We start from the raw sequence: 24,553 nt of genomic DNA on the forward strand, positions 1-24,553 counted from the left end.
TTCTTTCTTTTACGACAAAAAAAGAAGCTCGCTGGGAGCTTCTCTATTTTGACGGGATAAACATGAATATGGATGATGATATCCAATTCAGGAACGGCCTTTTTATCTGTTTTTCCGATGAAAATCAACAAATTATGCCAAATTTTCAGTCATTTGCAAGAATTGTCTGATATCGGATACGCAAGAATCCGCCGCACTTTGCCAGAAATCACGCTGAGTCAAATCCACATCCAGATGCTTTTTAGCCAAATCCTCAACGGACATGACACCTGTATCCTGAAGAAGCGCGTCATATTTATCAGCAAAGGTCGGACCTTCTTCCAATGCCCGTACATATAAGCCTGTGCTGAACATATAACCGAAGGTGTATGGGAAATTATAGAATGGTGTACCCGTGATATAGAAATGAAGCTTGGATGCCCAGAAATGAGGATGGTAGGATGTCAGAGCATCGCAGTAGGCTTCCTTCTGTGCCTCAACCATCAATTCTGAAATCTCCTCGCTGCTGAGCAGTCCGCTCTTCCGTTTGTCATAGAAGCGGGTTTCAAACAGGAACCGTGCATGAATATTCATAAAGAAAGCTACGCTGTTCTGAATTTTCTCTTCCAGCAGAGCCAGCTTCTCTTCTTCGCTGCCGGCACCCTTCACCATTGCATCAAAAACAATCATCTCGGCAAAAGTAGAGGCCGTCTCAGCAACGTTCATTGCATACTTCTGGTTGAGAACCGGAATTCCGCCCATCAGATGCTGGTGGTAAGCATGACCGAGTTCATGAGCCAGCGTCGAAACATTCGAGGCGGTTCCGCCAAATGTCATGAATATGCGCGTCTGGCTGCTTGCCGGAAAGGATGTACAGAAACCGCCGGGTCTTTTCCCTGGACGATCCTCGACCTCAATCCAGCTCTTGTCGAAGGCCATTTGCGAGAAGTCTGCCAGCCTTGGACTAAATTTGCGGAACTGCTCGACAATGTTGACGGCAGCATCATCGTAGGAGATTTTGGCAGCCGAAGTACGAAGCGGTGCATCCACATCCGTCCACGACAAGCCTTCCAAGCCCAGCAGCTTCGCTTTACGGTTTAAATACTCCACCAGTACCGACTTGGTGTCCTGAATGACGGCCCACATGGCATCCAGAGTCTCACGGCTCATTCGGCCAATGGCGAGCGGCTCTTTCAGCACATCGTCCCAGCCGCGGTTCTCATACAGCTTCAGGCGGTAGCCCGATAGATGGTTAAGGGTATCCGCGCAGTAATCGGCAGAATCTCCCCAAGCCTGCTCCCATTTTTCAAACATGGATTGGCGTACTTCCCTGCGAGGATCATGCATTCTATTGAATGCCTGTCCTGCGGACAGCATGACGGTCTTGCCATCTTCCTCATATGGAATCTGGATTTTCTTCACGATGGTATCATAGAATTCTCCCCAACCGTGATAACCGTCAACGCCGAGGGACAGTGCCAGGCTTTCAAGCTCAGGGCTCATTTTATCCTTGGCAAGGTTGCGGGCTTCGTTCAATACAAAGTCTAGCTGAGACACTTTATCTGTACCTGTCCAAGCGGTCCAAAGCTCATCGTTCATGCCGCGGAGCACATTATCGAATTGGTTCTTAACCGATTGCAGGGTTGCGGACAAGGAAGTTACCCGGCCGGACAGTTGCACCGCCTTTTTGTCATTCACATTCTGCGCGGTCAAGCAGCTCACAAATGCGGAGACTTCACGGATACGGGCATAGGCGCTCTGAAACTGCTCTAGGAAACGCTCAAGGCTCGCTGCACGCTCGACGGTTTCCGGAACGGACAGTGCCTGTACATCCTGCCCGAGCTGTTGTACATCCTGCTCAAGGGTCTCAAGAAAGCTTACGAGCTGTGGAGAGGAAGACCCTCCAGGAAATATCGAATCTAAATCCCAAGTTTGTTGAAGTGCCATCAAACATTCATCACCTTTCGAATCATAATATGAATCCATGCAGTAATACCATTTGTGCGAGCATAGGGAAAAGTGTATAACTATATATAAATCAAATTACTGCTATAACTAAAAGGAGCTGGAAGCCATGAGACCTTTACAAATATCACCGGAGACGGCGGTTACACTGTCCAAGCAGCTGGGCGTTCCGCTGGAACAGCTGATGCATATGCCACAGCATATATTGATGCAGAAAATTGCCGAGCTTGCCAAAAATGATGAAGGGCCATCCTCGAAAAAGGACGATGAGCCTCACTCATCGGAGAACTCATGATCCCTTTTTCTAATACGTGGCCTTACGATGTCGTTGGAAACGACGTTTATGTACACAGCTGCCCTTTCTGTGGAACTGACAATGTATTACTGCCAATGAAGCCCAAAGAATTAGTGAGTGTTAGAGAGGGGAAAAAGAAGCTGCTGATCTTCCCCTGCTGCCATAATAAAGTAACCGTACTGGACAGCGACATCGACTACTTGCTCACGGATCAGCGACTTCGCTGACTTCGCCTAGTACGAGTAAGAATGAGCATTCTTATCAGCCTGCTGGCATTTCATTCGGCGGGCTGTTTGCATTTTGCATTCATTGAGATTCCGCCTTTGCAGCGTTCTTCTGTTCCCGTATCTGCTCCGAGATCAGCTTCCACTGCTCTCTGGAAGCCCGGATCATGGCAGCATCCATAATCTTCTCGTCCTGGACCACTCGGGAGAACCATTGAACCGCCTCCTGGAATTGTCCCAGCCTGCGGTGGATCTCTCCAATCAGGAATAGAAGACGGGCATCGTTTGCTCCTACTCCTTCGTGTTCAAACACCCGGATATAGGATTCAAGACTGTATTTCAAGAAGCGGTTCTCCTGGTCCTGATTGCCTTGATACCGATACAGCCAAGCAATATGATGCAGCAGGCTGGCCACAATCCGATCCCGCTCCCCGATCACTTGCGCACAGAGGAGAGCCAGCTTATACGCTTCCAGGGCATCCTCCAGACTGCGTGGACCGCCCATATCCCTCTTGTCCCATCGGCATCCAACCTGCTCGTAGAACAGCGTCTTCTGCCGCTCATTCAATTTCACAGTCGAATTCTCCGTTGAGGCAAATCCGCATTCAGGACAGACACGGACCACGTAGAAATCAGGATTCTCCGATTTATAATAAGCGCAGAAGTCCGTATCTGTTCGGAATGCCTTTTTGAAGCTTGGTCTTACTCTAGATGTTAAATATTCTTGCTCACAGTGCGCACAAACCACCTTGATGGAATACAAGGGTTCTAACTTCACGCCATTCGCCATCCCTTCATTCGCGTCTAATTCCAGTCCACTTCTAGGTCCAAGGCACTAAGGTGTATTGACGAAATGGTGAGCGGGACCGGAAAGACGCTGTAGCACAAAATCACGCAGATCATCCTCCACGCCGATTTCGATCAAGGCTCCTGCCATACAGCCAAGCCATTCTTCAGCGTGGCGGTCCGTAATCGGAAATTTCATATGTCTGGCCCGCATCATGGGATGACCGAAGGCTTCGGAGAATAGGGCAGGCCCTCCAAAGAACTGACTCAGGAACATATATTGCTTGTCCATCACCGGCATGATGTCCTCCGGAAACAAGGGCGAGAGCAATTCATTTTGCTGAACTCTCGGATAAAAAGCTTCGACGAGCGAACGTACACCCTCGGCACCCCCGAGGTTATCATAGATGCTTAAGTTCGGATTCATATCCGCTAATTCTCCCATCTGTTTATGATTCGCTTTCGATTGGATATACCTTTTTATTATAGCAAAAACAACAAAAAAAGGCGCTAAGCAATGGTTAGCACCTTTTAGAAACTTATTAATAACTGCGCCAGTCTTCTTCACTCTGGACGAGAGAAGCACGTATTACATAAACGAAGGCGCATACTAGGATACCTGCGACTATGCTCATGATCATCACTCCATCCAAACATAATACGAAAGATGTGCTTTGATGTTTTTTATTATAGCACAATATCCTCGAAAATAAAGCACATTTGTAACCGCTTTCTCATGTTTTTTTATACTGTTTGTCCTATATCCTGCATAGATTTTAAATTAATGGACCTATATTTCAGTAGTTCACATCGATGCCAGGGGGCGTATTCATTATATGACCATGAAAAAAATGGGCTGGTTCATGCTTGTAACGGCACTCCTCAGCGTAATTATCCTGATGGCTGTATTTCCCGATGCCGCTCTTCAATCCGCTCTTCGGGGCCTGGCGATATGGTGGGACGTTCTCTTTCCGTCCCTGTTCCCGTTCTTTGTCATTTCAGAGGTGCTGCTTGGGTTTGGTGTGGTGCACCTGATTGGCACCCTTCTGGACCCTATGATGAGGCCCCTGTTTCGTATTCCGGGAGCAGGGGGATTCGTTGCCGCAATGGGATATGTATCAGGTTACCCGATCGGTGCCAAATTAACCGCCAAACTTTGGGAACAAAAAATGGTAAGTCGAGAGGAAGGCGAACGGCTCGTGGCCTTTACCACTTCCTCTGATCCTATATTTTTAATCGGAGCAGTCTCCATCGGCTTTTTTCACGATCCCAAAATCGGTATCATTCTTGCAATAGCCCATTATGGCGGTGGATTCCTTGTCGGACTGCTAATGAGGTTTCATGGCAAACATGACGCTAAAAGCTCATCTGAATCGCCGCTTCACCTGTCTCAGGTTAAGACAAGCCGGGTTAAAGCCGCGATTCGTGCGATGCATGCTGCGAGGAAGCAGGATGGCCGGGACTTGGGGACCTTGCTGAGACAAGCGATACAATCATCGCTCCAGCTTAATATCGTGGTTGGCGGGCTCGTGGTATTCTTCTCCGTCTTTCTCGAGCTTTGGACCCGTGCCGGCGTTATCCCGGCGCTTACCGAGGCTATCGGTTTGATGCTGTCCCTGGTTGGCATGCCCGAGTCCCTCTCCACTGCCATCGTAGGAGGGATTTTTGAAGTAACACTCGGAGCGCGTTACGCCGGGGAAGCGGGTGCCGCCATTCCGTTGGCGTACAAAGCGGCTGCAGCGGCCTTCATCTTGTCATGGGGCGGCTTGTCCGTTCATGCACAGATCATCAGCATCCTGAACTCTACGAACCTCAGGTATTTCCCGTTTGTCATCGCAAGACTCGTTCATGGCCTGATTGCCGCGACAGCAGTCATGCTGTTGTGGAAGAGCGTGATGGGATCTTCCATTCCGACCATGGCGCTGCCGGCTGTTTCGAATTCCGTTCTAAACGGGTATACCCATATTATGGCGGCTTTTTGCATGCTGCTTGGTTTCCTCATAACATTTACGTTGTTGATCCAGGTCATAAAAGGACTGCAGCAGAAATTCCGCAAATTCCCAAGGTGAACATTGTGTTCTTCTTCAAGATTGATTATCATCTTTATATAACCTTTACAAAGGAGCTTATCAACTTGAGATATTATGTTCTGGACCGCGGTGACCCATTGTCTGTAGAGCTGACCCAGCAGTTTCACAAGCTGGCGGAACAGCGGGGGTTTGTGCTGGATGCAGAATCTCCGGAGATTGTGGTCTCCATCGGTGGAGACGGTACGATGCTGCACGCCTTTCATACTTTTATTGACCGGATTCCTGACCTCGCTTTTGTTGGTGTCCACACGGGACACTTGGGATTCTATGCAGACTGGAAGGCGGATGAACTGACGGAGCTAATTGATCATATGAGCGGAGAAGGCGAACACAGCGGCATGAAGCCGCGTCTCGTCAAGTATCCCCTGGTTCAGCTGGAAATCCATAAGAAATCAGGGACGTCCTCTTACATTGCCTTAAACGAATTTACGCTTAAGGGCGTTGACGGCACTGTCGTCGCTCAGATTGACATCAACGACGTAACCTTTGAGATGTTCAGGGGAGATGGCATTTGCGTGTCCACGCCGTCCGGCAGCACGGCCTATAACAAGAGTGTCGGCGGCGCCATGGTACACCCCTCCATCGATGCCCTTCAGATCGCGGAGATCGCCTCAATTAACAATCGGATATTCCGTACGCTGGGCTCACCGCTCCTCCTGCCCAAGCATCATCATTGTGATATATTCTCGCGTAAAGAGCAGCGTCTGCTGCTGACCATCGATCATGTCAACATCTCGATTGATGATCTCGTTTCCGTGCGCTGTCAAGTGGCGGAGCAGCAGGTCAGCTTTGCCCGTTATCGGCCGTTCCCGTTCTGGAATCGTGTGAGGGATGCATTTCTTGGCTGATTGAACTAAAAAAGATCGGTCATCTGTTTAACAGATGACCGATCTTTTTTATTGGTGCTGCTCTGCAGGAGGGTTAAGCTCCTTCGGCTTGGCTTCCTTCTCTTTGGATTCCTTAAGATCGCGCTGCTCGCGTCTCGCTTCCTTCGCTTCACGTCGCTCGCGCTGGTTCTTGTTATCCTTGCTAACCTTATTGGCATCCTGCGGTGTTTCTTTCATTTCCTTGGTTTCTTTGTTATCCATGTTTCCCTTAGGATCCCCATCTACCCGAATTTCTTTGGGAGATGCGGGACCCTCTGCAGGCTCTTTGGAATCCCGTTCTTTCGCTTCCTTCTGCTCCTTGGATTTCTGCAGCACAAAGTGGGCGCAGCCGAAGTTGCAGTATTCGTTAATGTAATCGGACATGCTGGAGAAGGTGGAATCCTTGGCAGCCTTGGGATGGTTGTCCCGGTAGAAACCCTTAAGTCGAAGCTGATTGTAACCCCAGTCTCCCACGATATAGTCATAGCGTTCCAGCACCTCGCTGTACCGCTCACGGAAAGCTTCCGGATTCCAGCCGTTTCGATGGTCCTTTAACACTTCATAACTTTTGTTTCCGATAACGATCATTGAAAGCTTCCCCTGCCTTTCCAAAGGTTAAGACTGTACAGTCTCTTCCTTGTTGCGTTCCGCAGATTTCACTTGCTCATGGGCGTGATAAGAGCTGCGCACAAGCGGACCGGACTCCACGTGACTGAATCCACGTTTCATTCCTTCTTCCTTCAAGATAGCAAACTCTTCAGGCGTATAGTACTTATCCACATTCAGATGTTTCGGTGAAGGCTGCAAGTATTGTCCAATCGTCATAATATCGCAGCCAACGGACCGCAGATCGTCCATAGCCTCCAGGATCTCATGCCATTGCTCCCCAACACCCAGCATGATGCTGGACTTGGTTGGAATATCAGGCTGCATCGCTTTGGCATTCTTCAGCAATTGCAGAGAACGTTCATACTTGGCTTTTGCACGAACCCGATCCGACATTCTTTCTACTGTTTCAATGTTATGGTTCAGAATGTCCGGCTTCACATCCATGACGATCTTCAGTGCTTCCTCACTTCCCATGAAGTCGGGAATCAGCACTTCCACGGAGCACAACGGCAAACGTCTGCGAATGGCTTTCACGGTTTCTGCAAATATGTATGCTCCGCCATCCTTCAGATCATCGCGGGCCACGCTTGTTACTACGCAGTGGCGCAGGTTCATCTGTTCTGCTGCTTCCGCTACGCGTTCCGGCTCCTGCAGATCCAGCTCTGTTGGGAGCCCTGTATTCACGGCACAGAATCGGCATGCACGGGTGCAGATATCGCCCAAAATCATGAAGGTTGCCGTGCGGTTTGCCCAACATTCGTAAATATTTGGACAGCGAGCCTCTTCACACACCGTATGCAGCGTCTTGGATCGCATCATGCTTTTGATTTCTTTATAATTATCGCCAGTAGTCAGCTTGATTCGAATCCAGTCAGGTTTTGGCTGTTTGGTTTTAGACAAAGAAAAAACCTTCTTTCGAATTGTAATGATATAACGCAAGACATAACCCATCGTTTACTGTCCCATATTATATCATGAAAACCATCATATTACTTGTTTCGCATCGATATGAGATTAATCTACTTGCGGCATGGATAAAAATCCTTATTTCGATTCACCCTACAGTGTAGGCATGACTGTCCGTCCTTAATTATGACAATCTAGAAGGAGGAGAAGGACACATTGAGGATATTACAACCATTGAGCCGCAGCGGCATCTATTATCGCTGGACCACTGCAGCAGTGGCTGCAGTGACCGCTGCCTGCTGCATGTGCGGACCTGTGTTTGCATCCGCTTCTATCGCGATAAACAAAGCCGATGAATCCGTAGAAAGCATCGATGCCGCAGCCATTTTTGCTGATCGGAAATCGTTGTACGACCAGGTTGCTACCGTGACCCAGATTCCATGGTATCGCCTTGCGGCCATCGACCAGTATGAAAGAACACTTACCCGGGTCCATCCCAAGGATCGCAAGCATCCAGAGCGGACAATCGGCATCTTCATCCCTCCCACAAGATGGACCGGTCCCTTAAATCCCAATCAGGAAGATGTTGATCCGATGTCGATCAGCGTGTTTTCAGGGATCGGTCTGGATGGTGACGGAGATGGCAAGGCAGACCCCAATAATAATATCGATCTTCTCTATACGGTTGCGACAAGACTATCTCCGTATGGGCATGCCGCTGATGATTTCAGCATCGGATTGTGGTCGTACTATCAGAACACTCGGGCCGTACAGCGCGTGATGCAGTATGCCAAGCTGTATGAGACCTTTGGGAAGCTGGATTTGTTCGATCATGCCTTTCCTCTGCCTGTCCAAAGCGACTATTCCTACCGAAGCACATTCGGAATGGGACGCAACTGGGGTGGCAGAAGAGTCCATGAAGGAACCGACTTATTCGCCCATTATGGAGTCCCCGTTCGCAGTACCTGTTACGGTGTTGTTGAAATCAAGGGCTGGAATAAATACGGCGGCTGGCGTATCGGCATCCGTGACCTGAATAACCATTACCACTATTACGCCCATCTGCAAGGCTTCGACAAAGGCATTTCGCTTGGGGATGTTGTGACGCCGGGGCAAACCCTGGGCTGGGTCGGCAGCTCCGGGTACGGAAAACCCGGAACCCAAGGCAAATTCCCTCCTCATCTCCATTACGGCATTTACCGGGATACCGGACTCACCGAGTGGGCATTCGATCCTTACCCGCTGCTGAAGCATTGGGAAACAGAAGAAAGACGAGCCAAGAAAAAGACGCGCTCCTGAGCCTCGCTCAGGGCGCGTTTTTTCGTTCAATGACATCAACTGCTCAACTGATTCAATCACACGGTCCGACTCGAGTACAAACCCAGGTAGGTATTCCTAATAATAGGCTAATCCCTAATCTAACCCCTAATGCTTAATCCCCGATCCCTGTCCCCTCTTGTTGTCCTGAGCTTACGCCACCGGACGAAGGAGGAATAATGGGCACATCGCTTCCCTCAACCGGATTTCCGGGAATTGTTGCCGGTGAGGTTTCCTGCTGCGAGTTATGGTTGTTCTCATTCGTCACTGGTGGCGGAATCGCTATGCTTGGCGCGCTAGCTTTATTCTCACCAACAGCTTTTCCCTGACCGTCATAATAATACATCGGCACATCGCCGACCACGAGCAGATAGGAGATGGGAATATCGGCCTCCACAATCTGCGGCTCCATGTCAAAAGGAACAACTACCGCCACTTCGGTTACAATATGAACAAATACCTCCACCAGTATCATATTAATACCGGCTCCCTGCTGCCTTGTATCCAGCTGAACCTTTACCGCTCCCTGCGGTTCGATCTTTAATGGGATTTGGGGACCGAATGAAGCGATGATTGGACTCTTCATCACCTGGCCCAGTGGAATCTGTTCCTTGCGCTTATGGATGTCGTCCAGTGTCTTCTGAACAACCTCGGTTGTATGGGACGTAATCTTCAGATGCTCGGCGTAATTCAGCATGAATCCCGTCACTTTGCCGTTGCTATCCGTTTTCCAGTTAACCAGGTTATCAAAATCCTTGCCTTGGGTCACCTGTGATGTGATCGCTTTGTTAATCGCTTCGGTGGCAATCTGCTTCACCCTGATTTGCGCAAGATGCATGATTGGCGGACGCAGATTCTGTTCAATATACATAAAAAACTCAACGATCCCAAACACAAGGAGCAGAGCACCGATCAGCCACCATTTTTTCATGCTGCGCCGTTTGGCAGCCTGAGGACGGCCCCGGCTCTGAGGTACGGGCCTAAAGCCTCTGCGTGGTGGTTTATAAGCCCTCCTTGGTCTGGGCCATGACAGGGACGGAAAGGATATACGTCTGCTTCCCCATCTCTTTCGTCTCATGCTTGGTCCCCCCTATTTACGCCCCGAGGAGCATGTTTACCATGGCAAGCTCTCCTGTATAGAGGGTATGCGGACAAACGGCAAAAAAGAAGAGCAAGGATAGGTTATCCTTACTCTTCCTTATAGGATCGAACTTCCTCTTCTTCTACGTAATGCTTCAGCATCGACAGTTTATTTTCCCAGAAACGATCGAAGTAAGCGAGCCAATCCTTTAATTCCTTCAGCGGTTCGGCATCCAGGCGATAGCGGGTCTCGCGTCCAACCTTGCGTTCCTGCACGAGCCCCGCTTCCCCCAGAATTCGTAGATGTTTGGACACGGCGGTACGCGTCATTGGAAAATGCCCCGAGATTTCCTTAACCGGCATTTCCTTATCACTTAACAAACCAAGCAGTTTACGGCGCGTGGGATCTGCAATGGCTTGATAAACATCATGCTTTGCAGCAGCTTGAGACATGGATTAAACCACGTATCTGGCAAGCTTCTGAACAATTCCTGCCCATCCGCCGTCCATGCGGCCACGTACAATATCGTGAGCTTCTCCGAACTCGGTGACTTGATCCGCTGTCCAGCCGCCGTGGATGAGCGTGAATTCCGTATGATCTCCTTGCTGTACCAGTTCAAATGTAACGCTCCAATCCTTCCCCCAGTTGAAAGACAGACGGTTGGGCTCATCAATGATTGTAACCTTGCAGGGCGAATTCCCGAATGGACCTGCATTCAGCTCAAACTCAAAGCCCTCCACCGGTTCAAAGTTGTTTGGCATAAACCAAGCCGCAATGCCTTCCGAGGTGGATATAGCCTTCCACACCTTTTCGATCGGCGCTTGAAGTACAAGGGTATGGCGAATATCCGGCAGCTTGCCGTTTGATGGGTTGTCCATGGCAAAATGATACCTCACTTATGTTTGAATTATGAAACCATTTGGTTTCCCTTTTAACATGATATGATACCAATAGGTTTCGCGTCAAATACCAATATTATCTTCCTGATGTTGATCCGGGTAGGTTTCGTTCAAAAAGACAATGGATTCTCGAATGAGCTGCTTCAGCACCTCAACGTCAATATCCGCAATTTTGTTAATGTACACACACCCTTTGCCTGCTGTATGCTTGCCGAAATTCTTCAGTAGTTCCTCCCGTTTATCATCACCAGGGGCAAAATACAGGCTGATTTTAGCTTTTCGGGGAGAGAAGCCAACCAGCGGCGCATCTCCCTCGTGACCGGATGCATAACGATAATGGTATGAGCCATAACCGATGATGCTGGGTCCCCACATCTTGGCTGGAAAGCCGCTCGTTTCCTCGAAAATATCAAGTATGCGATAAGCATCCTCACGCTTTTTAGGGGAATCCACCTGCTCGATAAACTCCACCACGCTGTTATCTGTCTCTTTCGTTTTTTGCTCATACATTGGAATAAACTCCTTTCTACCTCTACCGTTAGATTTTCCATTTTCTCAAAAATAACTTAAAAAGGCCGGAAAATGATCAGCAACGATACCTAATCACTTTCCCGCCCAGAAGAAGACCCTATCTGCTATTGACCTGTGTCTGCGTAATGTCTTTGCCGCAGTGCCTCGTACATGAGCACAGACGCCGCCATGGCTGCATTCAGTGATTCCGCTTGACCCGGCATCGGGATACGGATCGCGTCATCCACGATAGCCGCAACCTCAGGCGAGACACCACGGCCTTCGCTTCCAATTACAATCCAGCTTGTCCCTCTGAAATCATACTCGAAGCAGGAACGCTTCCCTTCCAGCATGGTTGTCACCAATCGGGCTCCTCGCTCTCGAGCCTCCGGCAAAATGCTCAGCAGCTCGCCCTCCAGCACCGGCAGATGAAACAGGGAGCCCATGGTAGAGCGCAGCGTCTTGGGGTTATACAAATCCGCGCAGCCGCGTCCTAGTATAACGCCAGCAGCACCTACGGCGTCCGCCCCCCGTATAATAGTTCCCACGTTGCCTGGGTCCTGAAGACCGTCCAGAACAATGACCAATCCGTTCTCGCGCATGATCAAGTCCTGCCATTGACGCGCTTCCTTCCGAACAACGGCAAACACCGGCTGCGGGGACGGAGTATCACTGACTTTTGATATCACCGCATGGGATACGCCAATCCATTCGGCGCCTTGACCCCTATCTGGAATTTGACGGAGTTCAAGGGGGATACCTTTATCCATATCATAAGCTATACACTCGATATCCGCACCGGATGACAAGGCCTCCTGCACAAGATGGATACCTTCAACCACGTACTTGTTTTGCTTATCTCGATGTTTCTTCTCCTGCAGCTGTGCCCAGCCCTTTACCCTGGCATTCTGCGGCGATAGTATCTCCATTCTTAATCCATCCGTTCTTTGCTTATATACATTGCTGAGTTCCACTCAACCTGATACTACATTCACAAAAATTCACATTACCGACGTCATTTCGGATAAGCAAGCTCCAGCTTTGTCAAATCGTTCTTATGCCCAACGATAACAAGAATATCGCCGTCCTCTATCCGGTCATCGGGACTCGGCGAGATGTTCATATCCGCGTCACTTCGGATCGCCATGACATTGCAGCCAAAACGTGCCCGAATATCAAGCTCCCTCAGATTATGACCGATCAGATCTCCGGTAGCGAGCATCTCCATAATACTGTAGTCGTCCGATAAATCAATATAGTCCAAAATGTTCGGTGACACCAAATGATGGGCAACCCGAAGCCCCATGTCCCGTTCCGGGAATATCACCTTGTCCGCACCGATTTTGTTAAGGACTTTACCATGCAGCTCGTTTTTCGCTTTGACGATAATGGCCGGTACACCAAGATCCTTCAGAATCAGCGTAGTCAAAATGCTGGATTGAATATCCTCGCCAATCGCCACAACCACCACGTCAAAATTCCGAATGCCCAGCGCCCGAAGCGCGTCTTCATCCGTCGAATCTGCCGATACGGCATGAGTGACCAAATTCGCGATTTCCTGTATGCGCTGTTCGCTCGCATCGACGGCTAATACGTCAAATCCCATGCTGCTTAATTCCTTGGCAACACTTGTGCCAAAACGCCCCATACCGATTACTGCGTACTGCTTCTTAGCCATATATATACCCCTCCACGAGCCTAGGTCCATTTCCTAATATGAATGATATCAGTATATCATACTGTCCCGAATACTTGAATGTAACGGCCGCTTAACGGGTACATTACACAATGACCCTTTCATAACAAGGAGGAACATTTCCATGTCCATATTGTTAGATCTAAGGCAGGCCGTCATTCATAAAGTCCACAACCAGGACGAAGAAGAGCTGCGCTCCATGATCGAGGGTTCCGTTGACGGGCCTGAAGCCGCGCTACCGGGACTCGGTGTGATGTTTGAAATGATGTGGAAAGACATGGATGCTTCGCAGCAGAACAGCCTTGTCACTTCCCTTCACGACCATTTGAAAACCGTTACCCCCGGCAACCTGCAAGGATAAACCCAAGGTCAACAAAAAAAACAATCCCCTAAGCCGTCATAGCTGGGGGATTGTTTTCATGTACCGCATTACGATCTACAACTTACGGAGCCGTTTCTAGAAACTTCGCGGTTGGATTTTTATCGATTGCCGTTCTCATTGCGTACTCATTCTCGAACAGAACAACATAATTATCCTTCTTGTCTTTCACGAGCGTTGAATTTATCCGGAACTTGGACGGATCAATGGTCTCATCCACAATCCAGCGTGCGAACTGATACGGCATCCGCTGAAGCTGGACATCGACACCATATTCACCCTTCATCCGGTATTCGAATACCTCGAACTGGAGCTGACCTACAACCCCGAGGATTGTTTCGTCGAAGCTAACGGTACGGAATACCTGAATGGTTCCCTCCTCCGTCAGCTGGTCAATCCCCTTTTGATACTGCTTATGCTTGAGCGCGTTCTTCACCGTTACTTTCGCAAAAATCTCAGGGGAGAACGTTGGCAGCTCATCGAACACCACTTCTCGCCCTTGACTGAGGGAATCTCCGATACGGAAAATGCCCGGGTCAAACAGACCGATGATATCGCCAGGATAAGCCTCCTGCACAATATCTCGATCCTGCGCCAGGAACTGCTGCGGCTGCGACAGCTTGATTTCCTTGCCTACGCGAACGTGTTTCACACTCATGCCGCGCTCAAACTTACCCGACACAATTCGCAGAAAAGCGATACGATCCCGGTGAGCCGGATTCATATTGGCTTGGATCTTGAATACGTACCCGGAGAACTTCTCGTCGGTCGGTTCCACCACACCCTCCGTGCTGCGGCGCGGCTCCGGCTTCGGCGCAAGCTGAAGAAAGTTCTCCAGGAAAGTCTGAACACCGAAATTGTTAATCGCGCTTCCAAAAAATACGGGCGTCAGCTGACCTTGCATAACTTTCTCCAGATCAAATTGGTCGCCAGCGACATCCAGAAGCTCCAGGTCCTGGCACAATTGATCATGCAGGTAATCACCGGCCATCTCACGAATCAGCGGGTCCTCATAGCCTTCGACCTTCTGTACTTTAATCTTGGAATGGTCGTCTCCCTGGAACAATTCAACCTGATTCTTAACCCTGTCGTATACACCGCACAGATCGCGTCCAGAACCGATCGGCCAGTTCATGGGTACAGAACGGATTCCGAGCACCTGCTCCAGCTCTTCCATGAGATCGAACGGACTGCGTCCTTCTCGGTCGAGCTTGTTAATAAACGTAAAGATGGGAATGCCCCGCTTGGCACAGACCTGAAACAGCTTAATGGTCTGAGCCTCGACCCCTTTCGCAACGTCAATCAACATGACTGCGCTGTCTGCGGCCGTCAACGTACGATAGGTGTCTTCACTAAAGTCTTGGTGACCTGGCGTATCCAATATGTTAATTCGATGCCCTAAATAATCAAATTGCATAACAGACGAGGTAACCGAGATCCCGCGCTGCTTCTCGATCTCCATCCAGTCACTCGTTGCATGCTTGCTCGCTTTACGAGCCTTAACCGATCCAGCCAGACGAATGGCGCCCCCGAACAAGAGCAGCTTCTCGGTCAGTGTTGTTTTACCGGCGTCAGGGTGGGAAATAATCGCAAACGTACGTCGCTTATCCACTTCCTGCTGCAGTTCATCTATTAGCTTTGCCATTTCACTTATCCCTTCGTAACTAAAGTCATGTATATCATTGTACCACAATTAATACGCAAATCATCCCCATACGCGGTGCGCATGAGGATGATTTTTATCACGTAAATTTTAGAAATTGGTTAGTTTTTCAACCACACAACGTTATCCTCGAGTTGACCATTAACGGGCCACCAGTGGAATCCGTCTTCTTCCAGAAGCTCATCCGCCCTCTTGGGTCCCCAAGAACCTGCAGGATATGATTCCAGCTCCCCTTGGTTCTCTCTCCAGGCGTTTGCGATTCGATCCACGAAGGACCAGGCTGAAGCCACTTCATCCCAGCGCGTAAAGTAGGTGGAATCACCGCGGGCTGCATCATGCAGCAGACGCTCATAAGCTTCAGGCGAATTGATTCCCACGATGCAGCTTTGACAGAAGTCCATCGCTACAGGAGCGATCTCCGACTCCGAACCTGGCTTCTTGGCGTTAATCTTCACGTAAATGCCTTCCATCGGGTTGACGCGGATAACAAGTAAGTTAGGTTCCAGAGAATGCTTCTGTCCCAAATATACATTTGTTGGCATCCGTTTGAACTCGACAACAACCTCGGTTGTTTTGACTGGCAGGCGTTTGCCTGTACGGATATAGAACGGTACGCCCGCCCAACGGAAGTTATCCACGAATACTCTGGCCGCAAAATAGGTTTCTGTATTGGATTCCGGATTAACCTTGTCCTCTTCACGGTAAGCCGGCAGATCTTTGCCGCCTGCGGAGCCGTGGGTATATTGGCCGCGGACAACGTTGTTCTTCACCTCTTCATGTGAGGCATATGGACGCAGGGAACGAAGTACCTTCACCTTCTCGTCACGGATATCCTCTGCGAGCAGACGGCTAGGCGGCTCCATTGCAATCATGGTCAGCAACTGCAGCATATGGTTTTGTCCCATATCCCTCAGTGCGCCGGCATGGTCGTAATATCCTCCCCGCTCCTCTACGCCAACCGTTTCGCCAAGCGTAATTTGGATGTTCGCAATATGCTTGTTGTTCCAGAGCGGCTCAAAGAAAGCATTCGCAAAACGCATAACTTCGATGTTCTGTACCATTTCCTTGCCCAGATAGTGGTCGATTCGATAAATCTCCTCTTCCTTGAACACCTTGCGGATCTCTTCGTTCAGCTTGGCAGCCGACTCCAGATCGTAGCCAAAAGGCTTCTCGATCACCAGACGGTTCCAACCTTCTCCGTCCAGCATACCGCCCTTCATCAGGTTAAACGATACGCTGCCGAACAATTCCGGTGCAAGCGCCAGATAGAACAAGCGATTACCCGGTATATTAAATTTCGTCTCCAACTGCTCTGTTTGTTCACGAAGCTCACGGAAACCGTCAATATTGTTAATATCTAAAGATTTATATTCAAAATGCTGTGCAAATGCATGCCATTCACTATCCTGTTCCGAACTGTATCGGCAGAATTCCTGAATCGAACGATAAACGTCCTCGCGGAACTCTTCCTGGGTGCGTGGACGCCGCGCCACGCCGATTACCGCAAAATCCTCATCCAGTTTCCCTTCACGATAAAGACTGTAGATCGCCGGAAACAACTTACGTCTTGCCAAATCACCGGTCGCTCCAAAGATGAAAAATACCGCTCCCGGTGTCTTCAATGTATCTAGATTTTGATTTTCAGCCATGGCTCCTCATTCTTTCTATGAATTATAGTGTATTTTTATGCATCGGAACTTAACACGATGTGATGACATTTTAGCATATTCATATAAAGTATGCTATCTCATTCCACATTTTTTCATCGGAGTTTCAGAAATCATTTTCAGTACTCTATTGTAATGACGGGAAATCCGATCGTTATTCTATTACTTTTCTTCACCGAATCTTCATGCACCGCCATCTGCATATGAATGGGTGTGCTGCCACTCATCACGAAAGCATCCAAGGAAGGAGCCTCATATGAACGACTCAAAGTTGTGACATCCGCATAATCTTCAACCGAGCGAATCGGCACTTCCGCGGATATGGACTCCTCTACCTGATTCATCGTCTCCTCGACACCCCTTGTTTTCAATGCATACCCCTGAATGGCCGCATTCCATGTGTTGGCAATGCCTGCCTGATTCATCTCATCCTGGATGTTCTGCTGCATCGTCATCATCTCCGTGGTCTGCTCTGCTGCCTCTCCAATAAGCATCACTCTGATGTAACTGCTGCCCTCCTCGCTGAGCGCCCAATCCAGCTGCGCAGATACGCCGGAAACCTTCGCTTCAGCATGGAATACTTCGTTTCCATGAAGTCGAGCCGTAGTGACCTCTGACAGCCCAATAGCTCCCGCTAACTGATCAGCAAGCATCTTAGCTTGATCCGCAGATACGGTATTTATGATTTCTCCTTGAATTTTTACCGTTAAGAGAGCCGAAGGGTCCATGTGTTCCTCCCCCAGATCGACAAGGAGCTCCAGATCGCTTTTTGCTGCCACACCTGCTGCTTCCCATCCTGCCGAGGTTGAGACTGCTTTCGCTTGCGGAACCGTTACGCCCATATTGTCCTTCGTTGTTCCTGCAAAACCCGCCATGACACCTGCCGCTCCACACAGCAACAACATCATCACAATAATCTGTAATCGCATCTTCCGCATCGTCAGCCACGCCTCCCCGTACGAATCTATCAATCTACTAAAAGGATAGCCTCGTCACAGCGGATTTATACACCCAACATGAAAAATGCGCCTCTCGCCATTAAATTCATCAGCCTGCTGATAACTTATAAATTCAATATCTATAAAAAAAAGAGCCGGCCGTTCTTACTCAGCCAACCCGTTCTTATATGCATATATGGCGGCCTGGGTACGATCTTCTACACCCAGCTTGCCCAAAATATTAGTCACATGAAACTTCACGGTTTTGATGCCTATAATCAAATCATCAGCAATATCCTGATTCGACTTGCCCTGGGCCACCAATCGCAGCACTTCCATCTCGCGATCCGTGAGGTCGTTATGGGCCGGTGCTTCATTTTGCGGATGTCGGAAGCGATTCATCATCTTGGAGGCAACCTGCGACTCGAGTACCGACTGCCCCCGTGCGGCTGCACGTATCGCATCGGCTACTTCTGAAGCGCGGGAAGTCTTTAACAAGTAACTGAAGGCGCCTGCTTCGATAACCGGATACATCTTCTCATCGTCCAGATAGCTGGTCAGTACAATAACCTTAAGATTCGGGAACTGATTCATCAATTGACGCGTCGTCTCGATCCCGTCCATTCCGTCCATCACCAAGTCCATGAGCACCACATCTGGATGATATTCCTGGGCTAAGCGTATCCCTTCCTCGCCGCTGCCGGCTTCACCAACCACCTCGATGCCATCCTCTGTACCCAGAACGGCTGCCAAACCGATCCGAACCATCTCATGATCATCCACCAGCAGCACCTTAATCGGTGTTTCCATCTCCATCCCCCCGTTTACGTTCGTCATTTATGAGCGGCACAACAATCTCAATTCGCGTCCCTTTGCCCGGTGCTGTAATGAATTGTACCGAGCCCCCGATCTCCGTTACCCGTTCCTGCATCGTGGACAGACCGTAGGAAGTTTGTTTCTTGTCATCCAACTCGAATCCGATCCCGTCGTCCCTCAGCATCACCCGAACGGTGTTCTGCTTACGATGAATGCGAATATCCATCTTCTCCGCCTTGGAGTGCCGAAGTGTATTCGACATCGCCTCCTGAACGATACGGAACAGATGATTCTCGATCCCTTTTAGCAAATGTATGTCATCGTCCATCTCAAACGTAATTTCCATAGGTACTTTGATCCGCAGTTCCTTGATCAGATCCTTCAGTCCTTGCTCAAGCGCTTTTCCTTCGAGATAGACCGGCCGCAAATGAAGAAGCAGTGCTCTCATCTCCGACTGTGCAACGGCCGACATTTCCTCAATCAGCGCGACCTGACGCTGTGCTTTGTCAAAATCCTTATCCAGCGTTCTTCCTACGGCTGTTGCGGTCATCGAGATCGCAAACAGCTGCTGAGAAACCGCATCATGAAGCTCGCGTGCCAGACGCTGCCGCTCTTCTACAATCGCCGTGACTCTGGCTTGCTCTGCAAGCTGCGCATTGTTCGTAGACAGTCGCTGCAGGGAAGATACTTGATCCTCCCAGCGTTTGCTGATCTTAACCAGCTGCTCGCCTAGCCTGCCCACTTCATCTTCACCGATATCGGGCATTACGTCCGTTAGGCTGCCTTTTTCCCAGTTTACCAATGTTTCCCTTACAAGATCGACCCGGCGCTTTACCCGATATCCTTGAAAGAATCCATAAATGGCTCCAAGTCCAATCGGCAGCAGTACCAGAGTAATGCCGGCTTCGATCCGGTTCTTCCACGAATCAAACGGTTTAAGATAACCATATGTATATAATAAATAAAGAACAACGAGCATGACAACCAATCCAAGAAGGGTCCCCTCGCGCATATGTCGGGTAATCATATTTGCTTTCTTTTCTGTTTCCACGGGGCAACCCTCCTGAATGGTTTAAACAAAACAATGCTTCTGCATTTATTAGGTCATTCTTATATTCAAATCTCCGCCTAAATAAGAAACAATAAATTTCACCTTATACTCACTGGCCTCATAATTAGGCGATTTATATCGAACTCGATTGAGGATGCCGGTTTCCTTCCGATCGTCCATATGAATGGAGCCAAACAGTATCGATGCTTCGATCTCCACCCCATAATAGTCAGGAATCATCAGATCAATATCGCCCAGCATTCCGTGGAACATCAGGACGGTTTGGCGTTCCTCAGGAAGCGCAAGCGATAGGTCCACATCCGCCTCTCCAAGCACATGCCACACACTCAGACTTCGCATCACCCACGGTGCACGGTCCCAATCAAAGTTGGACATAAAGTTCTGCTTCTGAATGTATCCTGTTGTTGTATGAGCCCGTTTGGACTTACCATAAAAAATACCTAGCGAAATCAAGCTGATGCCGATAATCAGCATGAGATGCTCCAGCAGCAGCATCACGGCACCTACTCCGAGCAGAATGTATCCCTTCTTCACGTGACTTTCCCTGATCTGAAGGACACCTGCAAACATGAGCAGCAGGGCGACAATGGTGAAGAAACCAAACCATCGGCCGAAAAGCATAATGAATCCCAAGCTCATTAAACCAACTGCAATCCAGCGGTTTCTGTCCATGTCGCACCTCCTTGATGACCAAGATATAAGCTCGGAAAAGCCATATCAGTGTGACACTCCACACTGTATGGCTTTACCTGTACTATTCGGACAACTATCATACCGTATAGCATATCATATGAACATGGATTTCGAATATGGTTTGTACTTATTTTGCTAACTTGTTAAGCAATTACTCTGACTTTGAGGAATTACCCATTTTGTTTTTCAAAGCTTGCAGCTGCTCATCCACCTTCAACTGCTTCTCAGCATCCACCGGGCTGGTGTATACAGCATTGTTAGGACGGTATGGTGCACGGAGCACATCAGCTTCTGCTTCCAACTGCATGATTTTTTCCTCCATGCGGTGGAAGCCCATCGAAGCACTGCCGCTTTCAATCGTGTGCAGGCTGCTCACTTGAGACATCTGTTTCTTCGCTTTAGCCATTTGAGCGCGGGCTACGAGCTCATTGCGCTTGTTACGCATTTTGTAGAACTCGTCTTTCATTTCATGCAGCTGAGCGACAAGCTCTTTCGCTTGAGCCTCGGATTGCAGATGCAGCTCCACATACTCGGTTTCTTTTTGATCGAAATAGATTTTTTCTTCAAGCAGCTTGCGGGCCACTTCTTCTTGACCGTTTTTCAGAGCCAATTCAGCTTGTGCTTCGCGTTGTGCAGCCATTTTTACTGCCTCATCCACACGCTGCTTCATGCGGCGCTCGTTAGCCATTTGCTTCGCAACCGTTACCTCTGCTTCATGAATTTCTGCCTCCATATCGCGCAGGTACTGATTCAACATTACGATCGGATCCTCTACTTTATCCAGCAGTTCATTCACCGATGCCTTTGTCATATCTTTAAGTCTTTTAAATACTCCCATGTTATTTATCTCCCTTCTCATAGTCCGAAAGTTTTTTCTTAAGTTCTTCAATTTCTTTCTGCATTGCCTTCTTCTCGATATCCTTCATCATTGCATCCAGATCGGAGTCCGGGGACGCGTTGTTTCTTGCGCCATGTCCTCCATCCGGACGCCCGGAGCGGTCATATTTCGGACCAAAGATCCCATGTTCATTAGGATAGCCTTGGCGTCCATAACCGTCGTTGTAACCATTGTAGCCTGGACCTGGTCCTGGATTATCGTTGTAACGATATCCGCCGCCCTGTCTTCCCCGTGGTGGTCCGTACGGATCGTGATAATACGGTTCTTTGGGAACTACGAGGGATGCAATCAGATATATTAAGAGCGTTGTACCGCCTGTAAAAAAGATACTGATTACAAATATGATTCTGAGTAGGGTCGATTCGACTCCGAAATAATCGGATATACCGCCGATCAACCCTGTGAACATTTTGTCGCGGGTGGAACGGTACAATCTAGTCATGTTTACTCCTTTCCGCTGTTATTCAGCTTTTGCTTCAAGCGGGCAAGTTCCTTTTCCAATACAGTGGAGACCGATTCACCAGCCTGATTCATGTATTCTTGCCCCATGCGCCGTAAATCGCGAAGGCTTCTGGCTTCCAATTCCCAATCACTGATGCGATCTTCTAGGCGATTGAACATCTTGGGTACATCTTGACCGCCGCCGTAGGATCCCGTACGTTCATTCATTTTCTGTTGAAGACGAAGGGTCTCGACCCGGGCAACGTAATATTGCCGTTTGCTGTACACCGTCTGATATTCCATGCGCAGCTCGCCGAGCTGTTCATCGATTTCTTTCAGCGACTCCAGGCTTGAGGATAACAGGCCTTGGTACTGCTCAATTTTTTCCTCATAGATCAGCTTTTCCTGCAATGCAAGTTTGGCAAGATGATCTTCACCGGCCTTCAGTGCGAGCAATGCCTGCTCTTCACGTTTATAGCGCATGGTTTCTGCTTGATCCACCTGCTGTTTCAGCTGTCTGGAATGTACTTGGCATTGCTGCTGCAGTTTCTCTGCTTCTGCAATGTCCTGTCTGGTTGAATGAAGGAACTGGTCGATCAAACGAACCGGATCCTGGCTCTGTTCAAGCTTTTCATTCAATGTTGCAACGGTTATGTCTCTTATCCGCCGGAAAACACTCATATTGGCTTAGTCCTCCTCTTCTATCGCGATCATTATCTGGCTGTTTATGCCTGCCATTCATTATTGTGTTATATCAGTAACGTGGTCTGCCATTCTTCAATCTGGACACCCCGTAGATGATTAAGATGATTCCAAAGATCGGACCGATCAACCAGGAGAGTTTACCCATCAACCAGATCACACCGATACCGAGAATAATCCATCCGATTAAGGTATTTCCTCTACGGATCCCGTAATATCCCAAAGCGACCATCAGCACTGGAATTAGAAGACTGAACAACCATCCGAGCAGAGGACCGAATATTCCCAGGAGAACCAATATCCCTAAACCAATCAACAGGATACTTATTCCATTTCCTTTTGAATTCCTCATTTATGCACCGCCTTTCTGTTATTTGATTGTTGTTTCTTTTGTTCAACCTTATGACTCTATTCTAGGTAATTTCAAGATGAACTAAAACGGCCTGCGGACGGTTTTTGAACCTAGACCTAAGTCGGGGCCACCTACAGACCTGCGTCCAACCCTTACACTAGATCTGCTCTCAGCTCATTCCATGGGATGTATCATTACCATCGAGAGCATAGCTCTACTGCTGTCTGATTACCTTAGAGCAGTGCTAAAAGTGTCGGTTTAGAAAGGATCTATACCGCGGGTCGCGTAATATGTCCTGATTTACAAAGGCCTTGTAAGAAAATCAAAGATATTCATTTGATTGAAAGCACTGGAATTAAACGTGTCCCGGATTAGTGAGGGGATTAATACCACGTAAAGAAATACGATAGTGTATTAAAAAGGGGGAGTTAAAGGTATGCAGTTAAAGGTTTGCAGTTAAAGGTTTGCAGTTAAAGGCATGCAGTTAGGTGCAATTCAGGAGCTGCCTACATACTGAGGAGCATTACATCAGTCCCTATCATAAAAAGCAACGGAGGCTTAGCGTGGAGTAACTAACCTAACAAAAGATCAATACGAAAAAAGGAATGCAGACGTTTATAGTCTGCATTCCTTTTGATGATGCCGGTGAAGGGACTCGAACCCCCACGGTTTCCCTCACGATTTTGAGTCGCGCGCGTCTGCCAATTCCGCCACACCGGCTTACTGATGGCGTGCCCTAAGAGATTCGAACTCCTGACCTTTTGATTCGTAGTCAAACGCTCTATCCAGCTGAGCTAAGGGCACATAAGTTTGTAATGGAGGCGCCACCCAGATTCGAACTGGGGATAAAGCTTTTGCAGAGCTGTGCCTTACCACTTGGCTATGGCGCCAGAAACAAAAATGGAGCGGACGACGGGAATCGAACCCGCGACCCTCGCCTTGGCAAGGCGATGCTCTACCGCTGAGCCACGTCCGCTTATTAAAAAATCAATGGCTGGGGATATAGGATTCGAACCTATGCATGACGGAGTCAAAGTCCGTTGCCTTACCGCTTGGCTAATCCCCAACATTTTTTAAAAAACTATGGGGCGACCGATGGGTCTCGAACCCACGAATGCCGGAACCACAATCCGGTGCGTTAACCCCTTCGCCACGATCGCCATAATGTAATAGTTTTTTCTAGAGAATAATCATAATGAAGTAATGGGCGACCGATGGGTCTCGAACCCACGAATGCCGGAACCACAATCCGGTGCGTTAACCCCTTCGCCACGATCGCCAAGTTCATTATAAGTATTCAATGGCAGGGGCAGCAGGAATTGAACCCACACCAACGGTTTTGGAGACCGTTGTTCTACCTTTAAACTATGCCCCTAAAAACTGGTGGAGGATGATGGATTCGAACCACCGAACTCGAAGAGAGCAGATTTACAGTCTGCCGTGTTTAGCCACTTCACTAATCCTCCATAATGGTGCCGGCGAGAGGACTTGAACCCCCAACCTACTGATTACAAGTCAGTTGCTCTACCAATTGAGCTACACCGGCATACACAATTATAAAATTACATGGTGGCTCGGGACGGAATCGAACCGCCGACACGAGGATTTTCAGTCCTCTGCTCTACCGACTGAGCTACCGAGCCTTAGTTCTTCGCGAACTTCGACGAAACCCATATCGGATACTCATCTTATCCCTGAAGCTTGTAAAT

At 48.8% G+C, this 24,553-nt stretch carries 27 protein-coding genes and 11 tRNA genes; 6 read left to right on the forward strand and 32 right to left on the reverse strand.

Features of this window, described 5'->3' with window-relative positions; genetic code table 11:
• Nucleotides 1-132: 132 nt before the first annotated feature.
• Nucleotides 133-1,926, reverse strand: coding sequence for a M3 family oligoendopeptidase (locus PGL02S_RS11210; RefSeq protein ID WP_036644789.1), 1,794 nt, complete (start codon nucleotides 1,924-1,926; stop codon nucleotides 133-135).
• 127 nt (nucleotides 1,927-2,053) lie between these two features.
• Here PGL02S_RS11210 and PGL02S_RS11215 point away from each other — a divergent pair, with 127 nt between their 5' ends.
• Nucleotides 2,054-2,239: a YycC family protein gene (locus PGL02S_RS11215; protein WP_006212637.1), complete on the forward strand. Its 186-nt coding sequence runs from the start codon at nucleotides 2,054-2,056 to the stop codon at nucleotides 2,237-2,239.
• Complete coding sequence (locus PGL02S_RS11220) at nucleotides 2,236-2,466, forward strand: hypothetical protein (protein WP_009591425.1); 231 nt, start codon at nucleotides 2,236-2,238, stop codon at nucleotides 2,464-2,466. Before PGL02S_RS11215 ends, PGL02S_RS11220 begins: the two co-directional genes overlap by 4 nt.
• Before the next feature lie 79 nt (nucleotides 2,467-2,545).
• On the opposite strand, the gene PGL02S_RS11225 is transcribed toward PGL02S_RS11220, so the two are convergent.
• Together PGL02S_RS11225 and PGL02S_RS11230 are read right to left on the reverse strand one after the other, a co-directional pair.
• Complete coding sequence (locus PGL02S_RS11225; RefSeq protein WP_172963903.1) at nucleotides 2,546-3,241, reverse strand: DUF2225 domain-containing protein; 696 nt, start codon at nucleotides 3,239-3,241, stop codon at nucleotides 2,546-2,548.
• A gap of 57 nt (nucleotides 3,242-3,298) precedes the next feature.
• Nucleotides 3,299-3,676 carry a globin domain-containing protein gene (locus PGL02S_RS11230; RefSeq protein WP_006212639.1) on the reverse strand — a complete coding sequence of 126 codons (378 nt, stop codon included), beginning with the start codon at nucleotides 3,674-3,676 and terminating at the stop codon, nucleotides 3,299-3,301.
• Nucleotides 3,677-4,085: 409 nt separating this feature from the next.
• Here PGL02S_RS11230 and ylbJ point away from each other — a divergent pair, with 409 nt between their 5' ends.
• Nucleotides 4,086-5,318 carry a sporulation integral membrane protein YlbJ gene (gene ylbJ, locus PGL02S_RS11235; RefSeq protein ID WP_006212640.1) on the forward strand — a complete coding sequence of 411 codons (1,233 nt, stop codon included), beginning with the start codon at nucleotides 4,086-4,088 and terminating at the stop codon, nucleotides 5,316-5,318.
• Between the two features lie 65 nt (nucleotides 5,319-5,383).
• Complete coding sequence (locus PGL02S_RS11240; RefSeq protein ID WP_036644790.1) at nucleotides 5,384-6,187, forward strand: NAD kinase; 804 nt, start codon at nucleotides 5,384-5,386, stop codon at nucleotides 6,185-6,187.
• A gap of 48 nt (nucleotides 6,188-6,235) precedes the next feature.
• Here PGL02S_RS11240 and PGL02S_RS11245 read toward each other — a convergent pair whose 3' ends face one another.
• Nucleotides 6,236-6,793: a YutD family protein gene (locus tag PGL02S_RS11245; RefSeq protein WP_006212642.1), complete on the reverse strand. Its 558-nt coding sequence runs from the start codon at nucleotides 6,791-6,793 to the stop codon at nucleotides 6,236-6,238.
• Nucleotides 6,794-6,820: 27 nt separating this feature from the next.
• Complete coding sequence (gene lipA, locus PGL02S_RS11250) at nucleotides 6,821-7,714, reverse strand: lipoyl synthase (RefSeq protein WP_006212643.1); 894 nt, start codon at nucleotides 7,712-7,714, stop codon at nucleotides 6,821-6,823.
• 222 nt (nucleotides 7,715-7,936) lie between these two features.
• On the opposite strand from lipA, the gene PGL02S_RS11255 reads away from it, so the two are divergent.
• A complete protein-coding gene (locus PGL02S_RS11255) occupies nucleotides 7,937-9,019 on the forward strand; it encodes a M23 family metallopeptidase (protein WP_036644752.1) in 1,083 nt (360 codons plus the stop codon).
• A gap of 133 nt (nucleotides 9,020-9,152) precedes the next feature.
• On the opposite strand, the gene yunB is transcribed toward PGL02S_RS11255, so the two are convergent.
• From yunB to PGL02S_RS11285, 6 genes are all read right to left on the reverse strand, one after another.
• Nucleotides 9,153-10,115, reverse strand: a complete 963-nt coding sequence (gene yunB, locus PGL02S_RS11260; RefSeq protein WP_051449369.1) for a sporulation protein YunB — start codon at nucleotides 10,113-10,115, stop codon at nucleotides 9,153-9,155.
• Between the two features lie 110 nt (nucleotides 10,116-10,225).
• Complete coding sequence (locus PGL02S_RS11265; protein WP_036644754.1) at nucleotides 10,226-10,570, reverse strand: ArsR/SmtB family transcription factor; 345 nt, start codon at nucleotides 10,568-10,570, stop codon at nucleotides 10,226-10,228.
• A 3-nt stretch (nucleotides 10,571-10,573) separates the two neighbouring features.
• Nucleotides 10,574-10,996: an SRPBCC family protein gene (locus PGL02S_RS11270; RefSeq protein WP_036644757.1), complete on the reverse strand. Its 423-nt coding sequence runs from the start codon at nucleotides 10,994-10,996 to the stop codon at nucleotides 10,574-10,576.
• 84 nt (nucleotides 10,997-11,080) lie between these two features.
• Nucleotides 11,081-11,527, reverse strand: coding sequence for a DUF1801 domain-containing protein (locus tag PGL02S_RS11275; protein ID WP_036644759.1), 447 nt, complete (start codon nucleotides 11,525-11,527; stop codon nucleotides 11,081-11,083).
• A 125-nt stretch (nucleotides 11,528-11,652) separates the two neighbouring features.
• Nucleotides 11,653-12,456, reverse strand: a complete 804-nt coding sequence (locus PGL02S_RS11280; protein WP_006212649.1) for a TrmH family RNA methyltransferase — start codon at nucleotides 12,454-12,456, stop codon at nucleotides 11,653-11,655.
• 86 nt (nucleotides 12,457-12,542) lie between these two features.
• Complete coding sequence (locus tag PGL02S_RS11285; RefSeq protein ID WP_006212650.1) at nucleotides 12,543-13,205, reverse strand: potassium channel family protein; 663 nt, start codon at nucleotides 13,203-13,205, stop codon at nucleotides 12,543-12,545.
• 142 nt (nucleotides 13,206-13,347) lie between these two features.
• On the opposite strand from PGL02S_RS11285, the gene sspI reads away from it, so the two are divergent.
• Complete coding sequence (sspI, locus tag PGL02S_RS11290) at nucleotides 13,348-13,584, forward strand: small acid-soluble spore protein SspI (protein ID WP_006212651.1); 237 nt, start codon at nucleotides 13,348-13,350, stop codon at nucleotides 13,582-13,584.
• 82 nt (nucleotides 13,585-13,666) lie between these two features.
• Here sspI and PGL02S_RS11295 read toward each other — a convergent pair whose 3' ends face one another.
• The 21 genes from PGL02S_RS11295 to PGL02S_RS11395 all read right to left on the reverse strand — a co-directional run bounded on the left by PGL02S_RS11295 (nucleotide 13,667) and on the right by PGL02S_RS11395 (nucleotide 24,487).
• Nucleotides 13,667-15,247 carry a peptide chain release factor 3 gene (locus PGL02S_RS11295; RefSeq protein ID WP_006212652.1) on the reverse strand — a complete coding sequence of 527 codons (1,581 nt, stop codon included), beginning with the start codon at nucleotides 15,245-15,247 and terminating at the stop codon, nucleotides 13,667-13,669.
• Between the two features lie 119 nt (nucleotides 15,248-15,366).
• On the reverse strand, nucleotides 15,367-16,914 hold the full coding sequence (gene zwf / locus PGL02S_RS11300; protein ID WP_036644762.1) for a glucose-6-phosphate dehydrogenase: 1,548 nt from the start codon (nucleotides 16,912-16,914) through the stop codon (nucleotides 15,367-15,369).
• A 137-nt stretch (nucleotides 16,915-17,051) separates the two neighbouring features.
• Nucleotides 17,052-17,870, reverse strand: a complete 819-nt coding sequence (locus PGL02S_RS11305) for a YwmB family TATA-box binding protein (RefSeq protein WP_036644765.1) — start codon at nucleotides 17,868-17,870, stop codon at nucleotides 17,052-17,054.
• 165 nt (nucleotides 17,871-18,035) lie between these two features.
• On the reverse strand, nucleotides 18,036-18,686 hold the full coding sequence (locus PGL02S_RS11310; protein WP_036644768.1) for a response regulator: 651 nt from the start codon (nucleotides 18,684-18,686) through the stop codon (nucleotides 18,036-18,038).
• Nucleotides 18,664-19,737: a sensor histidine kinase gene (locus tag PGL02S_RS11315; protein WP_006212656.1), complete on the reverse strand. Its 1,074-nt coding sequence runs from the start codon at nucleotides 19,735-19,737 to the stop codon at nucleotides 18,664-18,666. The genes PGL02S_RS11310 and PGL02S_RS11315 overlap by 23 nt, the downstream gene beginning before the upstream one ends.
• A gap of 48 nt (nucleotides 19,738-19,785) precedes the next feature.
• Entirely contained in the window at nucleotides 19,786-20,430 is a 645-nt protein-coding gene (gene liaF / locus PGL02S_RS11320) for a cell wall-active antibiotics response protein LiaF (RefSeq protein WP_036644772.1), read from the reverse strand.
• A gap of 172 nt (nucleotides 20,431-20,602) precedes the next feature.
• Nucleotides 20,603-21,289, reverse strand: coding sequence for a PspA/IM30 family protein (locus PGL02S_RS11325; RefSeq protein WP_006212658.1), 687 nt, complete (start codon nucleotides 21,287-21,289; stop codon nucleotides 20,603-20,605).
• 1 nt (nucleotide 21,290) lies between these two features.
• Nucleotides 21,291-21,791, reverse strand: a complete 501-nt coding sequence (locus PGL02S_RS11330; RefSeq protein ID WP_036644774.1) for a PspC domain-containing protein — start codon at nucleotides 21,789-21,791, stop codon at nucleotides 21,291-21,293.
• 2 nt (nucleotides 21,792-21,793) lie between these two features.
• Nucleotides 21,794-22,471, reverse strand: a complete 678-nt coding sequence (locus tag PGL02S_RS11335) for a PspA/IM30 family protein (protein WP_006212660.1) — start codon at nucleotides 22,469-22,471, stop codon at nucleotides 21,794-21,796.
• Nucleotides 22,472-22,544: 73 nt separating this feature from the next.
• Nucleotides 22,545-22,844, reverse strand: coding sequence for a hypothetical protein (locus PGL02S_RS11340; protein ID WP_006212661.1), 300 nt, complete (start codon nucleotides 22,842-22,844; stop codon nucleotides 22,545-22,547).
• 640 nt (nucleotides 22,845-23,484) lie between these two features.
• Nucleotides 23,485-23,564: transfer RNA gene (locus PGL02S_RS11345), tRNA-Leu, on the reverse strand.
• A 7-nt stretch (nucleotides 23,565-23,571) separates the two neighbouring features.
• A tRNA-Arg gene (locus tag PGL02S_RS11350) sits at nucleotides 23,572-23,648 on the reverse strand.
• A 12-nt stretch (nucleotides 23,649-23,660) separates the two neighbouring features.
• Nucleotides 23,661-23,734 (reverse strand) — tRNA-Cys (locus tag PGL02S_RS11355).
• Nucleotides 23,735-23,745: 11 nt separating this feature from the next.
• Nucleotides 23,746-23,820 (reverse strand) — tRNA-Gly (locus PGL02S_RS11360).
• A 15-nt stretch (nucleotides 23,821-23,835) separates the two neighbouring features.
• A tRNA-Gln gene (locus PGL02S_RS11365) sits at nucleotides 23,836-23,910 on the reverse strand.
• 18 nt (nucleotides 23,911-23,928) lie between these two features.
• Nucleotides 23,929-24,004 (reverse strand) — tRNA-His (locus tag PGL02S_RS11370).
• Nucleotides 24,005-24,050: 46 nt separating this feature from the next.
• Nucleotides 24,051-24,123: transfer RNA gene (locus PGL02S_RS11375), tRNA-His, on the reverse strand.
• Between the two features lie 22 nt (nucleotides 24,124-24,145).
• Nucleotides 24,146-24,219, reverse strand: a tRNA-Trp gene (locus PGL02S_RS11380).
• 6 nt (nucleotides 24,220-24,225) lie between these two features.
• A tRNA-Tyr gene (locus PGL02S_RS11385) sits at nucleotides 24,226-24,310 on the reverse strand.
• A gap of 4 nt (nucleotides 24,311-24,314) precedes the next feature.
• A tRNA-Thr gene (locus PGL02S_RS11390) sits at nucleotides 24,315-24,390 on the reverse strand.
• A 21-nt stretch (nucleotides 24,391-24,411) separates the two neighbouring features.
• Nucleotides 24,412-24,487, reverse strand: a tRNA-Phe gene (locus PGL02S_RS11395).
• Between the last annotated feature and the right edge of the window lie 66 nt (nucleotides 24,488-24,553).

Source organism: Paenibacillus glucanolyticus NBRC 15330 (assembly GCF_004000885.1).
Lineage (GTDB): Bacteria > Bacillota > Bacilli > Paenibacillales > Paenibacillaceae > Paenibacillus_AQ > Paenibacillus_AQ glucanolyticus.

Coding starts and splice junctions, on each gene's coding strand:
- PGL02S_RS11280 (WP_006212649.1), bottom strand. CDS start 12,456: ATGGAGATACTATCGCCGCAGAATGCCAGGGTAAAGGGCTGGGCACAG.
- PGL02S_RS11295 (WP_006212652.1), bottom strand. CDS start 15,247: ATGGCAAAGCTAATAGATGAACTGCAGCAGGAAGTGGATAAGCGACGT.
- PGL02S_RS11285 (WP_006212650.1), bottom strand. CDS start 13,205: ATGGCTAAGAAGCAGTACGCAGTAATCGGTATGGGGCGTTTTGGCACA.
- PGL02S_RS11340 (WP_006212661.1), bottom strand. CDS start 22,844: ATGAGGAATTCAAAAGGAAATGGAATAAGTATCCTGTTGATTGGTTTA.
- PGL02S_RS11330 (WP_036644774.1), bottom strand. CDS start 21,791: ATGACTAGATTGTACCGTTCCACCCGCGACAAAATGTTCACAGGGTTG.
- zwf (WP_036644762.1), bottom strand. CDS start 16,914: ATGGCTGAAAATCAAAATCTAGATACATTGAAGACACCGGGAGCGGTA.
- PGL02S_RS11230 (WP_006212639.1), bottom strand. CDS start 3,676: ATGAATCCGAACTTAAGCATCTATGATAACCTCGGGGGTGCCGAGGGT.
- PGL02S_RS11220 (WP_009591425.1), top strand. CDS start 2,236: ATGATCCCTTTTTCTAATACGTGGCCTTACGATGTCGTTGGAAACGAC.
- PGL02S_RS11245 (WP_006212642.1), bottom strand. CDS start 6,793: ATGATCGTTATCGGAAACAAAAGTTATGAAGTGTTAAAGGACCATCGA.
- PGL02S_RS11335 (WP_006212660.1), bottom strand. CDS start 22,471: ATGAGTGTTTTCCGGCGGATAAGAGACATAACCGTTGCAACATTGAAT.
- PGL02S_RS11310 (WP_036644768.1), bottom strand. CDS start 18,686: ATGGAGATGGAAACACCGATTAAGGTGCTGCTGGTGGATGATCATGAG.
- PGL02S_RS11270 (WP_036644757.1), bottom strand. CDS start 10,996: ATGGACAACCCATCAAACGGCAAGCTGCCGGATATTCGCCATACCCTT.
- yunB (WP_051449369.1), bottom strand. CDS start 10,115: ATGAGACGAAAGAGATGGGGAAGCAGACGTATATCCTTTCCGTCCCTG.
- ylbJ (WP_006212640.1), top strand. CDS start 4,086: ATGACCATGAAAAAAATGGGCTGGTTCATGCTTGTAACGGCACTCCTC.
- PGL02S_RS11215 (WP_006212637.1), top strand. CDS start 2,054: ATGAGACCTTTACAAATATCACCGGAGACGGCGGTTACACTGTCCAAG.
- sspI (WP_006212651.1), top strand. CDS start 13,348: ATGTCCATATTGTTAGATCTAAGGCAGGCCGTCATTCATAAAGTCCAC.
- PGL02S_RS11210 (WP_036644789.1), bottom strand. CDS start 1,926: ATGGCACTTCAACAAACTTGGGATTTAGATTCGATATTTCCTGGAGGG.
- PGL02S_RS11265 (WP_036644754.1), bottom strand. CDS start 10,570: ATGTCTCAAGCTGCTGCAAAGCATGATGTTTATCAAGCCATTGCAGAT.
- PGL02S_RS11275 (WP_036644759.1), bottom strand. CDS start 11,527: ATGTATGAGCAAAAAACGAAAGAGACAGATAACAGCGTGGTGGAGTTT.
- PGL02S_RS11305 (WP_036644765.1), bottom strand. CDS start 17,870: ATGCGGAAGATGCGATTACAGATTATTGTGATGATGTTGTTGCTGTGT.
- PGL02S_RS11325 (WP_006212658.1), bottom strand. CDS start 21,289: ATGGGAGTATTTAAAAGACTTAAAGATATGACAAAGGCATCGGTGAAT.
- liaF (WP_036644772.1), bottom strand. CDS start 20,430: ATGGACAGAAACCGCTGGATTGCAGTTGGTTTAATGAGCTTGGGATTC.